The organism is Streptomyces sp. NBC_01618, from assembly GCF_045209435.1.
Classification (GTDB): Bacteria; Actinomycetota; Actinomycetes; order Streptomycetales; family Streptomycetaceae; genus Streptomyces.
Map to the genome: position 1 here is coordinate 3,206,618 of NZ_CP109297.1, position 13,469 is coordinate 3,220,086.

The window sequence follows — 13,469 nt, forward strand, 5'->3', positions numbered from 1 at the left end:
GTTCCCAAGGGAGAACCGCCCCGTGATGCCCTCGTTACGCCTCGGCCCGTCAGCTACCGAAAGCCACCATCGACTTCATCCACTTCTCGTCCCCGTCCTCGATCCCGGTGATGCTCGTGCTCAAGAGGAAAGAACGCCCGTTCACGTAGGCGACCCGGGTGTCGAAGAGACCACGTTCGGCCTCTGCCGCCGCGGCCGGGTGCCGCAGCACCATCTGCGGTGTGCCACCGGTCGACGGGAGGAACGCGATGCCGCCGCCCCTGTTCTTCGCCGCCGACAGGTACATCAGCAACCTGCCGCCCTCCACCCGCATCGGCATCAGGGTCTGCCCGGCGGGGGCTGCGGCCTTCCACTTGGTCTGACCGCTGGCCAGATCGAAGGCGACGACCTTGTTGGTGGGGGCGGGGTCGGACTCGTCGGGCTTGGTCGCCAGGTAGACCGTCTTGTCGTCGGCCGCCGCCCCGAGGCAGTTGTCGAGGTTCTTGCCGTCGGAGACGACGTCGGTGTCGCACTGCGTCTTGTAGTTCTCGGTGCCGCCGACCAGTTGGGAGCGGTAGGTTCCGTCCGCGTTGAGCATGATGACGGCCCAGTCGCGCTCCTTCTTCAGGGAGACGACCAGCGGGCTGACCGAGTAGAACTGCGCGACCTCCCAGCCCTTCTTGACCCTGTACGTCCACTGGACCTTGCCGGTGGCGGGGTCGATCCGCTCCACCAGCTGTTCCTTGTGGTCGTCGGCGGCCGTCTGACAGCTGGCCGCGGCGATCGCCACGGGGCCGCTCGCGAAGCCGAACGGCTGGCAGTTGCCCGGCAGTTTCCCGAAGAGCACCTTGCCGTCGCTGACCCGGAAGGCGTCCGTCCTGGTCTTGCGCCCGACGGTCACGGTGTCGCCGTTGATCGCCATCGCGGGGTCGGAGAGCAGGTCCCAGGTGCCCTGCCGCTTGTACGTCTTGTGCCAGCCGGCCTTGCCGGTCGTGAGGTCGACCATCTGGAGCGCGTTGCAGAGCGCCTGGTCGCCGTGACCGCTCTCGATCCCGAGGACGATCTTGCCGTCGGCGGTGACCTTCGCCTCGCCCGGCTTGCGCTGGGCGTTGAGCGCGTCGGCCTCCGCGCGGAGGTCGTGCGCGCCCTGGTCCTTGCCCTGCCCCTGGCCCTTGCCGTCGCTCCCGTCGCCGGTGGAGCTCGGGCCGGGATCGGCGCTCGCCTCCGCCGTGGGCTTCGACCCGCCGTCGCCGCTCGTGGCGAACCAGACGCCGCCACCGGCCAGCAGCACCACGGCGAGCACGGCGCCCAGGACCGCCCCGCGCCTGCCCCGGAAGAAGCCGCCGCCCCCGGGCTGCGGCTGCTGCGGCGGCTGTGGCGGAGCGCCGTATCCGGGCTGCGGCTGAGCCTGGTAGCCATACGGACCGGGCTGCGTGGGCGCGTTGTACGGTCCCGGCTGCGTGGGCGCGTTGTACGGACCGGGCTGCGTGGGCGCGTTGTACGGACCGGGCTGCGTGGGCGCGTCGTACGGACCGGGCTGCGTGGGCGCGTTGTACGGTCCCGGCTGCGCGGGCGCGTTGTACGGACCGGGCTGCGTGGGCGCGTCGTACGGACCGGGCTGTACGGGCGGCGTCCCGTACGGCCCCGGCGGCGGATCGTACGGGGCGCCGAAGCCTCCCTGCGACGGTTGCCGGCCGGGCGGCTGGGTCATCGACACGTCCCCCTTCGTGCGGACCTGGTCCGGCACCTGCACCTGCGCCGGGCAAGGCTTCTTTCTACCACCCGCCCCTCAAGCTGCACGGGTCACACCCGCCACACCCGCCACACCGCGGGCGCCTCACGCACCGCGGGCGTCTCAGGCGCCTCATGCACCTCAGCGATCAGGCGTCCTCGGCCAGTTCCAGCCAGCGCATCTCCAACTCGTCGCGCTCCGCGACCAGTTCGCGCAGTTCCGCGTCCAGCTTGGCGACCTTCTCGAAGTCCGTGGCGTTGTCCGCGATTTGTGCGTGCAGCGCGGTCTCCCGCGTCGACACCTTGTCGAGCTGCCGCTCCACCTTCTGCAGTTCCTTCTTCGCCGCGCGTGCGGCCTGCGGGGAGACGGTCGCGGCCGGTGCGGCCTTCTCCTTGACCGCGGGCGCGGCGGAGGGGGTGGCCGCCTCCTCCATCCGCTGCCTGCGCTCCAGGTACTCGTCGATCCCGCGCGGCAGCATCCGCAGCGTGCGGTCGCCGAGCAGCGCCATCACGCGGTCCGTGGTGCGCTCGATGAAGAACCGGTCGTGGGAGATCACGATCATCGACCCGGGCCAGCCGTCGAGGAGGTCCTCCAGCTGGGTCAGGGTCTCGATGTCGAGGTCGTTGGTGGGCTCGTCGAGGAAGAGGACGTTCGGCTCGTCCATCAGCAGGCGCAGGATCTGGAGCCGGCGCCGCTCACCGCCGGAGAGGTCGCCGACCGGGGTCCACTGCTTCTCCTTCGAGAAGCCGAATTGCTCGCAGAGCTGGCCCGCGGTCATCTCCCGGCCCTTGCCGAGGTCGACCCGGTCCCGTACCTGCTGCACCGCTTCGAGCACCCGCAGGTCCGGGTTCAGCTCGTGGACCTCCTGGGAGAGGTAGGCGAGCCTGACGGTCTTGCCGACGACGACCTTCCCGGCGGCGGGCTGGGTGTCGCCCTGCGTACGGGCCGCCTCGGCGAGCGCCCGCAGCAGCGAGGTCTTGCCCGCGCCGTTGACCCCGACCAGGCCGATCCGGTCGCCGGGGCCGAGCTGCCAGGTGAGGTGGGTGAGCAGCGTCTTGGGGCCCGCCTGGACGGTCACGTCCTCCAGGTCGAAGACGGTCTTGCCGAGCCGCGCGTTGGCGAACTTCATCAGCTCGCTGGTGTCGCGCGGCGGCGGCACGTCGGCGATCAGTTCGTTGGCCGCCTCGATGCGGTAGCGCGGCTTGGAGGTACGGGCGGGGGCGCCGCGGCGCAGCCAGGCCAGCTCCTTGCGCATCAGGTTCTGCCGCTTGGACTCCTCGGTCGCGGCGATCCGCTCCCGTTCGGCCCGGGCGAAGACGTAGTCGCTGTAGCCGCCCTCGTACTCGTGGACCGTGCCGCGCTGGACGTCCCACATGCGCGTGCAGACCTGGTCGAGGAACCAGCGGTCGTGGGTGACGCAGACGAGCGCCGAACGGCGGGCCCGCAGATGGCCGGCCAGCCAGGAGATGCCCTCGACGTCGAGGTGGTTGGTCGGCTCGTCGAGGACGATCAGGTCCTGCTCGGCGATGAGCAGCTTGGCCAGCGCGATGCGGCGCCGCTCGCCGCCGGAGAGCGGCGCGATGACGGTGTCCAGGCCGTGCTCGAAGCCCGGCAGGGCGAGCCCGCCGAAGAGCCCGGTGAGCACATCGCGGATCTTGGCGCTGCCCGCCCACTCGTGGTCGGCGAGGTCGCCGATCACCTCGTGGCGGATGGTCGCCTCCGGGTCGAGCGAGTCGTGCTGCGTCAGGACGCCGAGGCGCAGCCCACCGCTGTGGGTGACGCGGCCGCTGTCCGCCTCCTCCAGCCTCGCGAGCATCCGGATGAGGGTCGTCTTGCCGTCGCCGTTGCGGCCCACGACACCGATCCGGTCCCCCTCGGACACCCCGAGGGACACGCCGTCGAGCAGGGCACGGGTGCCGTACACCTTGCTGACCTGCTCGACATTGACCAGATTGACGGCCATTTCACTCCTGCCCCGGGGGATCGATCGACTTCCCAGGGTACGGGGCGACGGCGGTGCGATGCCCGCTCGCCCTTGCCGCCCCTCCGGTGGTGGCAGGCGCTGTCAGACGACGGCCGCACCCGGCGCCGGGGAGACCGCGGCCCGGGCGTTGCGGCAGGTGCCCGAGGTGATCAGCGCCTCGGCCACCTTCCGGGCCGACTCCTCGTCCGCCACCAGGAACGCGGTGGTCGGCCCCGAGCCCGAGACCAGGGCGGCCAGGGCACCGGCCGCGGTGCCCGCGGCGAGGGTGTCGGCGAGCGAGGGGCGCAGGGAGAGCGCGGCGGGCTGGAGGTCGTTGCTCAGTGCGTCCGCGAGCGCGGTGGTGTCCCCGGCGCGCAGTGCGGCCAGGAGTGCCGGTGAGGCCTCCGGTGCCGGGACGTCCGTACCCGCCGTGAGCCGGTCGAACTCGCCGTAGACGGCCGGGGTGGAGAGCCCGCCGTCGGCGACCGCGAAGACCCAGTGGAAGGTTCCGCCGACCTCGATCGGGGTCAGCCGCTCGCCGCGGCCGACGCCGAGGGCCGCGCCGCCGACGAGGCTGAACGGGACGTCGCTGCCCAGCTCCGCGCAGATGGCGAGGAGCTCTTCCCGGGGGGCGCCGGTGGACCAGAGGGCGTCGCAGGCCAGCAGGGCGGCGGCACCGTCGGCGCTGCCGCCCGCCATGCCGCCCGCGACGGGGATGTCCTTGGCGATGTGGATGTGCACGTCGGGGGCGATGCCGTGCCGTTCGGCCAGTGCGATCGCGGCGCGGGCGGCGAGGTTCGTCGCGTCCAGCGGGACCTTTGCGGCGTCCGGGCCCGAGCAGGTGATGCGCAGCTCGTCGGCGGGGGTGACGGTGACCTCGTCGTACAGGCCGACGGCGAGGAAGACATTGGCCAGGTCGTGGAAGCCGTCGGGGCGCGGGGCGCCGACCGCGAGCTGGACGTTGACCTTGGCCGGTACGCGGACGGTGACGCTCACTCGCCCCTCCCGGAGGGCTCGTTCCCGACGGGCTTGTTCCCGGCCGGCTCGTTCCCGGCCGGCTCGTTCCCGGCCGGCTCGTTCCCGAGGGGCTCGTTCTCGGCGGGCTTGTTCCCGGCCGGCTCGTTCCCGACGGGCTCGTTCCCGACGGGCTCGTTCCCGGCCGGCTCGTTCCCGGCCGGCTCGTTCCCAAGGGGCTTGTTCCCGGCGGGCTTGTTCTCGGCGATGGCGGCGAACTCCTCGACCGTCAGCGCCTCGCCGCGGGCCTGCGGCGAGATCCCGGCCGCGACCAGCGCCGCTTCGGCGGCGGGCGCGGAGCCCGCCCAGCCGGCCAGGGCCGCCCGCAGCGTCTTGCGGCGCTGGGCGAAGGCCGCGTCGACGACCGCGAAGACCTCGGTCCGGCTCGCGCTCGTCGCGATCGGCTCGGTGCGCCGGACCAGCGACACCAGACCGGAGTCGACGTTCGGGGCGGGCCAGAAGACGTTGCGGCCGATGGACCCGGCCCGCTTGACGTCCGCGTACCAGTTGGCCTTCACCGACGGCACGCCGTACACCTTGTTGCCCGGCCGGGCGGCCAGCCGGTCGGCGACCTCGGCCTGGACCATGACCAGGGTCCGCTCGATCGACGGGAACCGTTGCAGCATCGTCAGCAGGACCGGCACGGCGACGTTGTACGGAAGGTTCGCGACCAGCGCGGTCGGCGCCGGGCCCGGCAGCTCCCGTACCAGCATCGCGTCGGAGTGCACCAACGCGAACCGGTCGGCGCGCCCCGGCATCCGAGCGGCGACCGTGGCCGGCAGGGCGCGCGCCAGCACGTCGTCGATCTCGACGGCGACGACCCGGTCCGCCGCCTCCAGCAGCGCCAGGGTCAACGAGCCGAGCCCGGGACCGACCTCGACGACGACGTCGTCCGGGCGGACTTCCGCCGTCCGCACGATCCGGCGGACCGTGTTGGCGTCGATGACGAAGTTCTGACCGCGCTGCTTGGTCGGGCGTACGCCCAGCTCGGCGGCCAGCTCGCGAATGTCTGCGGGGCCCAGGAGGGCGTCGGGCTCAGTGGTGCTCACCCGGTAAGCGTACGGCCGCGGCGTGGCCGGGGGCTCGCGCCCGTCGCACACCCGGCTTCTCCGGCCGGGCGCCGGGCTCCTACCGCCGCGGCCGGACCACGACCTCGTCGCCGTCGGCGAGTCCGCTGCCGAGAGCCGGGATGACGCTGTCGCGGGCGGCGAGCGTGACGCCCTCGTCGGCGAGGAGCTCGTCGACGTCGTCCGCGAAGGTGTGCAGGGTGCGGGGCCTGCCGTCGACGTCGAGCGTCACCGCCTTGTCGCAGGCCACGAACGCCGTCGTGCCACCGGCCAGGAACGCGACGACGAGGGCCTGCGGAACGAGGCGGCGCAGGCTCTCGGGCCGGACCGGGGCCCTGTGCCGCCGGGCGGCCCGGCGCGCTGCCGCCCGGCCGCCGGGAGCGTCGGGGGCGGCCGGCCGGCCGGGCGACGGCAGGTCGACGACGGTCGGGGCGTGGACCGCCCAGGCGGCGAGCGTCAGCCGCTCATGGAGCGGGACGGACGCGGGGGCGGCGGGCAGCGGGGCCGGCGGTCGCGGGGCGGGCGGTCGCGCCACCGCCGTACGTCCGCTGCCGCGTGCCGCGCGGTGACTGCCCTTCGAGTTGCTCACGATGCTCCAGAGGATCCGATCGGCCGGCTCGCCTGATGGCGCCCGGGATGATAGCGGAGCATCGGTGACTCTCCAAAACAGCCCGACTGCGTACCGTGACCGACGGCTGAATACGTACCGTCAGTAGTCGAATGCGCGAGCGGTGTTGTCGGCGATGGCCGACGCCAGGACGTCCTCGTCCACGCCCTTCACCTCCGCCATGGCACGCAGCGTAACGGGAATGAGATAAGGCGCGTTGGGCCGTCCGCGGTACGGGGCGGGGGTCAGGAACGGCGCATCCGTCTCGACCAGGACCAGTTCCATCGGCGCGACGGCCAGCGCGTCACGCAGCGGCTGGGCGTTCTTGAAGGTGACATTGCCCGCGAAGGACATGAAGTACCCGGCGTCCGCGCAGGTCCGGGCCATATCGGCGTCGCCGGAGTAGCAGTGGAAGACGGTCCGCTCGGGGGCGCCCGCGTCGGCGAGGACACGCAGCACGTCCGCGTGCGCCTCGCGATCGTGGATGACCAGCGCCTTGCCGTGCCGCTTGGCGATCTCGATGTGGGCGCGGAAGGACTCCTCCTGCGCGGCCATGCCCTCGGGGCCGGTACGGAAGTAGTCGAGCCCGGTCTCGCCGACACCGCGTACGTGGTCGAGCGCGGCCAGCGCGTCGATCTCCGCGAGCGCCTCGTGCAGCGCCGCTGTCCCGCCCCCTTCGCGCGCCCCCTGCCGCGACCCCCCATCGGGATCGCCGTGCACGATGCGCGGCGCCTCGTTGGGATGGAGTGCGACCGCCGCGTGCACGTTCGCGTGCGCGGCGGCCGTCTCGGCGGCCCAGCGTGAACCGGCCACGTCGCAGCCCACCTGGATCACGGTGGTCACGTTGACCGCCGCGGCCCTGGCCAGGCCCTCCTCGACGGTCGCGTCCTGCATGTCCAGGTGGGTGTGCGAATCGGCGACCGGCACCCGGAGGGGTTCGGGCAGCGGCGGGGCTTCGGTACGGCTCATGACGACGATCGTACGAGGACCGCGCCGGGCGCCTCGCCGGCGGTGGAAGCCGACCGGCCGCTACTTGCGGTGGAAGGGGTGCAGCAGGCCGGACAGGTGCCAGTGGTGCTGCGCGCCCGCGGGTGCGGTGGTGGGGGCGGCGGTCATGGCCTCGCCGGCCGGGGCGTCGACGCCCTCGACGGGCGGCCGCGGCGTCCGGGACGTGTGGAGCAGGTTCTGGACGGTCGAGACCCGGCCGGCCCGCATGAACCGGAGCACGTGCCCGCCGCAGTTCGCGCAGTTGGGCCGGGAGAGGGGCGAGGGGACCCGCTCCCCGTCCGCCTTGTATATGACGTAGTCGTTGTTGGAACCGTCGACGTGGTGCTCTATCTCGTAGGCCTGTTCCCAGCCGTATCCGCACTTCATGCAGGCGAAGGCATACGCCTCATGGACGGTGGTAGGTGTGATCTCGCTCATGCCTGCTCCTTTGGTCCGCCGGACGAGCACTCCGCAGAATGCGTCCTTGGTCCAGTGGACGCCCTTACCGGCGGGAGCGCATCGGACCGTGACGAGTGTTGGAGCGGTTTTGGCCATCTCGTGGCAGAAAGGCCCGATGCGCGACTCCCGCTTTGCTTACGAGATCGGTTCGTTGACCTAAGCGGGGCCGGTTCGCTCCGCATTCTTTGCCGCCACGACCGCGTCGAAGACCTCGCGCTTGGGCAGCCCCGCGTCAGCGGCCACAGCGGCGATGGCTTCCTTGCGTCGCTCCCCCGCCTCCTCGCGCACCCGCACCCTGCGTACCAGCTCCGCGGCGTCCAGCTCCCCGGGTCCGGAGTCGGCCGCGCCCTCGACGACGACGGTGATCTCGCCGCGCACCCCTTCGGCCGCCCACGCCGCCAGCTCGCCCAGCGGGCCGCGCTTCACTTCCTCGTACGTCTTGGTCAGCTCCCGGCACACGGCCGCCCGGCGGTCGGCGCCGAAGACCTCGGCCATCGCCGCGAGGGTGTCGTCGAGCCGGTGCGGGGCCTCGAAGAAGACCATGGTGCGGCGCTCGTCGGCGACCTCGCGCAGCCTGCCGAGCCGTTCGCCCGCCTTGCGCGGCAGGAAGCCCTCGAAGCAGAACCGGTCGACGGGCAGCGCGGACAGGGCGAGAGCGGTGAGCACCGCGGACGGGCCGGGGACCGCGGTGACCTTGATGCCCTTCTCCACCGCCGCGGCCACCAGCCGGTAGCCGGGGTCGGAGACGGACGGCATCCCGGCGTCCGTGACCAGCAGGACGCGGGCGCCGCCGGTCAGTGCCTCGACGAGTTCGGGCGTACGGGCCGACTCGTTGCCCTCGAAGTAGGAGACGACCCGCCCCGTGGTGTGGATGCCGAGCGCCTGGGTGAGGCGGCGCAGCCGCCGGGTGTCCTCGGCGGCGACGACATCGGCCGTCTCCAGTTCGGCGGCGAGGCGCGGCGGGGCGTCCGCCACATCGCCGATGGGGGTTCCTGCGAGTACCAGCGTTCCAGTCGTTCCAGTCACATGAGTCATCCTCCCAGCACGGGCGACAACGTTCGCACAGACGCGTTCCCTACGATGGCGCGGTGACGAGTACTGCGCCCGAGGCCCAGCAGGGTCAAGACGCCGGGGAACCGCACGGCGAAGAGCCCGCCTCCTGGCAACAGCGGCTGCGCCGCTTCGGCCATGCGCCGCGGCCCGGAATCGGGCTGCGTGAACGGCTGGTTCCGCCGTACACCCGGCCCGGCCTCCAGCTGTGGGCGGTACTCGGGATCTCCCCGCCGCTGGCCGGGCGCCTGGTGCGGTGGTCCGCCTGGGGCGGTCCGCTGCTGGTGGCGCTGGTCGCGGGGGTGCTGCGGTTCTGGCAGCTCGGCAGCCCGCACGCGCTGATATTCGACGAGACGTACTACGCCAAGGATTCCTGGGCGCTGATCAACCAGGGGTACGAGGGCGACTGGCCCAAGGACATCGACAAGCTCATCCTCGACGATCCGTCGAAGGTGCACGTTCCGGTGGACCCGGGCTATGTGGTGCATCCGCCGGTCGGCAAGTGGGTCATCGGGATCGGGGAGCACTTCTTCGGTTTCACGCCGTTCGGCTGGCGGTTCATGGTCGCGGTGCTCGGCACGCTGTCGGTGCTGATGCTGTGCCGGATCGGCCGGCGGCTGTTCCGCTCGACGTTCCTGGGGTGCCTGGCGGGCACACTGCTCGCCGTCGACGGTCTGCATTTCGTGATGAGCCGCACCGCGCTGCTCGACCTGGTGCTGATGTTCTTCGTGCTGGCCGCGTTCGGCGCGCTGCTGATCGACCGCGACTGGGCGCGGCGCAGGCTCGCCGCGGCGCTGCCGGTCGACGAGGAGGGTGTGCTGCGCCCCGACGCCGGGGTCGCGGAGAATCTGCGCCTCGGCCTGCGCCCGTGGCGACTGACGGCCGGTCTGATGCTGGGGCTGGCCTTCGCCACCAAGTGGAACGGCCTGTACATCCTGGCCGCCTTCGGCCTGATGACGGTGCTGTGGGACGTGGGCGCGCGCCGGACCGCGGGTGCGGTGCGGCCGTACCTGGCGGTGCTCAAGCGCGATCTGCTGCCCGCGTTCGTCTCCACGGTCCCGGTCGCGATCCTCACGTACCTCGTGTCCTGGACCGGCTGGATCGTCACCGACAAGGGCTACTACCGGAACTGGGCGCAGACCGACGGCAGGGGCGGCAACTGGACGTGGCTGCCGGACTGGCTGCGCAGCCTGTGGCACTACGAGTACCAGGTCTACGAATTCCATGTGAATCTGACCTCCGGCCACACCTACCAGTCCAATCCCTGGAGCTGGATCGTGCTCGGCCGGCCCGTCTCCTACTTCTGGCAGGAACAGCCGGGCTGCGCGGCGTCGGAGACCGGCAAATGCTCCCGCGAGGTGCTGGCCATCGGGACGCCGCTGCTGTGGTGGGCGGCGTGCTTCGCCCTGGTGTACGTGCTGTGGCGCTGGTTCTTCCGGCGCGACTGGCGGGCGGGTGCGATCGCCTGCGGTGTGGCGGCGGGCTGGCTGCCCTGGTTCTTCTACCAGGAGCGGACGATCTTCCTCTTCTACGCGGTCGTGTTCGTGCCGTTCCTGTGTCTGGCGGTCACGATGATGATCGGCGCGATGCTGGGCCCGGCGGCGGGTACCGGCCCCCGGCGGGAACTCGGCCTGGTGACCGGAGACGCGACGGGCGAACGGCGGCGGACGCTGGGGGCTGTCGCGGCGGGCGTGCTGGTCCTGCTGATCATCTGGAATTTCATTTATTTCTGGCCCATTTACACGGGAACGCCCATTCCCGACGGATCCTGGCGGAACCGAATGTGGCTCAATACCTGGATTTAGGAGGGTGCACCATGATTCGACCGTCGTATTCATGCCACACGTATCCCGTTCCGATAACGACCATCTCGACTGTCACCGCGGTCCCGTAGGGTGCCCAGCACCATCCCCTTGGACACGTTCAAGGGGAACTCCGGGGGAGGGGGACTGACGGATGCGCAGTGGAGCGAAGGTCGCGATGGTCGGCGGAGTGTTCGCGGTCGTGGTCGGCGGGGTGGGCTACGGCGCGTACAACGTCCTGGACGGGCTGAACGGCGGGGGCGGCGACGGTACGAACAGCAAGTCCGCTTCCGCCGAGGTGAAGACGGGGCCGGTCACCGCCGCGGAGATCGACGACACGGCGAAGAAGTTCCTCAAGGCCTGGGCGAGCGGTGACGCGGCCGTCGCGTCCCAGCTCACCAACAACGCGACCGAGGCCGAACCCGCCCTGAGCGGCTACCGCGAGAGCGCCCATGTCACGGACGCGGTGATCACTCCGGGCCCGGCAGTGGGTTCGAAGGTGCCCTTCGCGGTGAAGGCGACCGTGTCGTTCGAGGGGAAGTCCAAGCCCTGGTCGTACTCCTCCGATCTGACCGTGGTGCGCGGCCTGACCACCGGCCGGCCGCTGGTCGACTGGGCCCCCACCGTGATCCACCCGCAGTTGACGGCCGGTGCGTCGCTGAAGACGGGTGAGGCGTCGGCGCCGTCGATCGAGGCCATCGACCACAACGGCAAGGTGCTCACCAAGGAGAAGTACCCCTCCCTGGGACCGATCCTGGACGCGCTGCGCGACAAGTACGGGGAGAAGGCCGGCGGGACGGCCGGCATCGAGACCTGGATCGACAGCGCGAACGCGGACGGGCCGGGCAAGACCCTGCTGACCCTCACCAAGGGCAGGCCGGGCAAGCTGCAGACCACCCTGGACGCGAACGCCCAGGCGGCGGCCGAGACTGCCGTGAAGAAGTTCAGCCAGGCCTCGGTGGTCGCGATCAGGCCGTCCACGGGTGCGATCCGCGCGGTCGCCAACAATCCGGCCACCGGCTTCAACACGGCGATGCAGGGCAAGCAGGCACCCGGGTCGACGATGAAGATCGTGACGGCGGCGATGCTGATCGAGAAGGGCCTCGCCTCGGCCAACCAGAAGATCGAGTGCCCGCCGACCGCGACGTACTACAACAGCACCTTCAAGAACCTGGACGACTTCTCCATTCCCGACGGCACTCTGACGACCAGCTTCGCCCGGTCCTGCAACACGGCCTTCATCAAGCTGATCGACGACACGAAGGACGACGCGGCGCTCGCCAAGGAGGCCCGCGACGTCTTCGGAATCGGCCTGGACTGGAAGACCGGCATCCTGTCCTTCGACGGCAGCGTGCCCGAGGAGACCGAAGGCGAGGCAGCCGCGCAGTACATCGGTCAGGGCACGATCCAGATGAACGCGCTCAACATGGCGTCCATCACCGCCACCGCGAAGAACGGCACCTTCCGCCAGCCGATTCTCGTCGACCGGGACCTCGACGGCCGGCCGATCGCCACCGCCTCCCGGTCGCTTTCCCCGTCCGCCTCCCAGCAGGTCACCAACATGATGCGCCAGACCGCGAGTTGGGGCACCGGAAAGGCCGCGATGGCCTCGGTCGGCGGCGACAAGGGCGCCAAGACGGGCTCGGCGGAGGTCGACGGCCAGGACACGTCCAACAGCTGGTTCACCGGCTTCAGCAACGACCTGGCCGCCGCGGCGGTCGTCCAGTCCGGCGGCCACGGCGGCGACGCGGCGGGGCCGGTGGTGGCGGCGGTGCTGCGAGCGGGGTCGTGAGGCGTCGCCCCGCCAAGGCCGTGGGCACGTCCGGCCGCGGCCTGTCAGGGCCCCTCGGCTCGCGCATGTTCGTGCTCGGGGCATGCGCGTCCGTCGGCGGGATCGCCGGCGCGATCAGAGGCGCGGCGGACGGCGTGGGGCTCCTCAAGGTCCTTGGCCTACTTTCCCTAGGAGTGCTCGGGGTGACGCTGACCGTCGGCTGCGTCGTGTCGTACGCCGGGAAGAGGTGACGGCGATTCCGTCCCGACGGGTTCCGCACGCGTGAACCCCGTCGCGCGCCCTGTGCCGTGTTCGCTAGCGTGCAGGGCATGAGCACTCCCGACACCACCGCTGCCGCCGAAGCCCACCCCCGATTCGCCGAGGCCCTGCGGGAACTGGGCCTCGATGTCGAGGTCCGCCGGTTCCCGGAGGCCACCCGTACCGCCGCCGAGGCCGCCGCCGCGATCGGCTGCGAGCTCAGCGAGATCGTCAAGTCCCTGATCTTCGAGGCCGACGGCGTCCCGGTGCTGGTCCTGATGGACGGATCCTCGCGCGTCGACGTCGAGCTCGTGCGCGCAGAGCTGGGGGCCGCGAAGGTCAAGCGGGCCGGGGCCGATCTGGTCCGGGAGACGACCGGGTACGCGATCGGGGGCGTACCGCCCTTCGGGCACCGTACGACGACCCGGGTGCTGGCCGACCGCGGACTGCTGGACCACGACGTGGTGTGGGCGGCCGCGGGCACCCCGCACACCGTCTTCCCGCTCGACCCCAAGACCCTGATCGGGCACGCCGGCGGAACCGTGGTGGATGTGCGCGAGCAGTCCGCGTGACACCCCTGGTCGCCTTCGCCGTCCTGATCGCCGCTGTCACGCACGCCAGCGGGGGCGACGTACCCCGTTCCCGGCCTGCGACCGGCACGTCAGGGCGTTGCGGGCGGTGAGGGATCCGATGGGGTGAAAAGGGGCCGGTTCGCCCGGACTTGATCGTTTCGGCAGGGCTTCGGGCTGGCACACCCTCTGCCTGGACATCGCCCAGCCC

Annotated in this window: 11 protein-coding genes and 1 pseudogene; 4 read left to right on the plus strand and 8 right to left on the minus strand. The window is 71.5% G+C overall.

Annotated features, from left to right (window positions below; all coding sequences use genetic code 11):
- Positions 1-49: 49 nt before the first annotated feature.
- From OH735_RS14975 to rsmI, 8 genes and pseudogenes are all read right to left on the minus strand, one after another.
- The gene (locus OH735_RS14975; protein ID WP_406382012.1) at positions 50-1,690 is read right to left on the minus strand and encodes a PQQ-binding-like beta-propeller repeat protein; all 1,641 of its coding nucleotides are present in this window, start codon (positions 1,688-1,690) and stop codon (positions 50-52) included.
- A 169-nt stretch (positions 1,691-1,859) separates the two neighbouring features.
- Positions 1,860-3,674, minus strand: a complete 1,815-nt coding sequence (locus OH735_RS14980) for an ABC-F family ATP-binding cassette domain-containing protein (protein ID WP_406382014.1) — start codon at positions 3,672-3,674, stop codon at positions 1,860-1,862.
- A gap of 102 nt (positions 3,675-3,776) precedes the next feature.
- The gene (locus OH735_RS14985) at positions 3,777-4,670 is read right to left on the minus strand and encodes a 4-(cytidine 5'-diphospho)-2-C-methyl-D-erythritol kinase (protein ID WP_406382016.1); all 894 of its coding nucleotides are present in this window, start codon (positions 4,668-4,670) and stop codon (positions 3,777-3,779) included.
- A 209-nt stretch (positions 4,671-4,879) separates the two neighbouring features.
- Positions 4,880-5,737 (minus strand): annotated as a pseudogene (gene rsmA / locus OH735_RS14990) (16S rRNA (adenine(1518)-N(6)/adenine(1519)-N(6))-dimethyltransferase RsmA); the annotation flags it as partial.
- A gap of 79 nt (positions 5,738-5,816) precedes the next feature.
- On the minus strand, positions 5,817-6,344 hold the full coding sequence (locus OH735_RS14995; protein WP_406382017.1) for a ubiquitin-like domain-containing protein: 528 nt from the start codon (positions 6,342-6,344) through the stop codon (positions 5,817-5,819).
- A 120-nt stretch (positions 6,345-6,464) separates the two neighbouring features.
- A complete protein-coding gene (locus tag OH735_RS15000; protein WP_406382018.1) occupies positions 6,465-7,331 on the minus strand; it encodes a TatD family hydrolase in 867 nt (288 codons plus the stop codon).
- A gap of 60 nt (positions 7,332-7,391) precedes the next feature.
- Entirely contained in the window at positions 7,392-7,787 is a 396-nt protein-coding gene (locus tag OH735_RS15005) for a hypothetical protein (RefSeq protein ID WP_406382019.1), read from the minus strand.
- A gap of 177 nt (positions 7,788-7,964) precedes the next feature.
- Positions 7,965-8,843: a 16S rRNA (cytidine(1402)-2'-O)-methyltransferase gene (rsmI, locus tag OH735_RS15010; protein WP_406382020.1), complete on the minus strand. Its 879-nt coding sequence runs from the start codon at positions 8,841-8,843 to the stop codon at positions 7,965-7,967.
- Between the two features lie 53 nt (positions 8,844-8,896).
- On the opposite strand from rsmI, the gene OH735_RS15015 reads away from it, so the two are divergent.
- The 4 genes from OH735_RS15015 to OH735_RS15030 all read left to right on the plus strand — a co-directional run bounded on the left by OH735_RS15015 (position 8,897) and on the right by OH735_RS15030 (position 13,261).
- Positions 8,897-10,663: a dolichyl-phosphate-mannose--protein mannosyltransferase gene (locus OH735_RS15015; protein WP_406382022.1), complete on the plus strand. Its 1,767-nt coding sequence runs from the start codon at positions 8,897-8,899 to the stop codon at positions 10,661-10,663.
- A 151-nt stretch (positions 10,664-10,814) separates the two neighbouring features.
- A complete protein-coding gene (locus OH735_RS15020) occupies positions 10,815-12,452 on the plus strand; it encodes a penicillin-binding transpeptidase domain-containing protein (protein ID WP_406382023.1) in 1,638 nt (545 codons plus the stop codon).
- Positions 12,449-12,682 (plus strand): hypothetical protein, encoded by a 234-nt coding sequence (locus tag OH735_RS15025; protein WP_406382024.1) that lies wholly within the window; start codon positions 12,449-12,451, stop codon positions 12,680-12,682. The genes OH735_RS15020 and OH735_RS15025 overlap by 4 nt, the downstream gene beginning before the upstream one ends.
- 78 nt (positions 12,683-12,760) lie before the next feature.
- Positions 12,761-13,261 carry a YbaK/EbsC family protein gene (locus OH735_RS15030; RefSeq protein ID WP_406382026.1) on the plus strand — a complete coding sequence of 167 codons (501 nt, stop codon included), beginning with the start codon at positions 12,761-12,763 and terminating at the stop codon, positions 13,259-13,261.
- Positions 13,262-13,469 lie beyond the last annotated feature (208 nt).

What these genes read in the sequence shown, in the direction of transcription:
- rsmI (WP_406382020.1), bottom strand. Translation starts at nt 8,843, where the DNA reads ATGACTCATGTGACTGGAACGACTGGAACGCTGGTACTCGCAGGAACC.
- OH735_RS15020 (WP_406382023.1), top strand. Translation starts at nt 10,815, where the DNA reads ATGCGCAGTGGAGCGAAGGTCGCGATGGTCGGCGGAGTGTTCGCGGTC.
- OH735_RS14975 (WP_406382012.1), bottom strand. Translation starts at nt 1,690, where the DNA reads ATGACCCAGCCGCCCGGCCGGCAACCGTCGCAGGGAGGCTTCGGCGCC.
- OH735_RS15000 (WP_406382018.1), bottom strand. Translation starts at nt 7,331, where the DNA reads ATGAGCCGTACCGAAGCCCCGCCGCTGCCCGAACCCCTCCGGGTGCCG.
- OH735_RS14980 (WP_406382014.1), bottom strand. Translation starts at nt 3,674, where the DNA reads ATGGCCGTCAATCTGGTCAATGTCGAGCAGGTCAGCAAGGTGTACGGC.
- OH735_RS15005 (WP_406382019.1), bottom strand. Translation starts at nt 7,787, where the DNA reads ATGAGCGAGATCACACCTACCACCGTCCATGAGGCGTATGCCTTCGCC.
- OH735_RS15030 (WP_406382026.1), top strand. Translation starts at nt 12,761, where the DNA reads ATGAGCACTCCCGACACCACCGCTGCCGCCGAAGCCCACCCCCGATTC.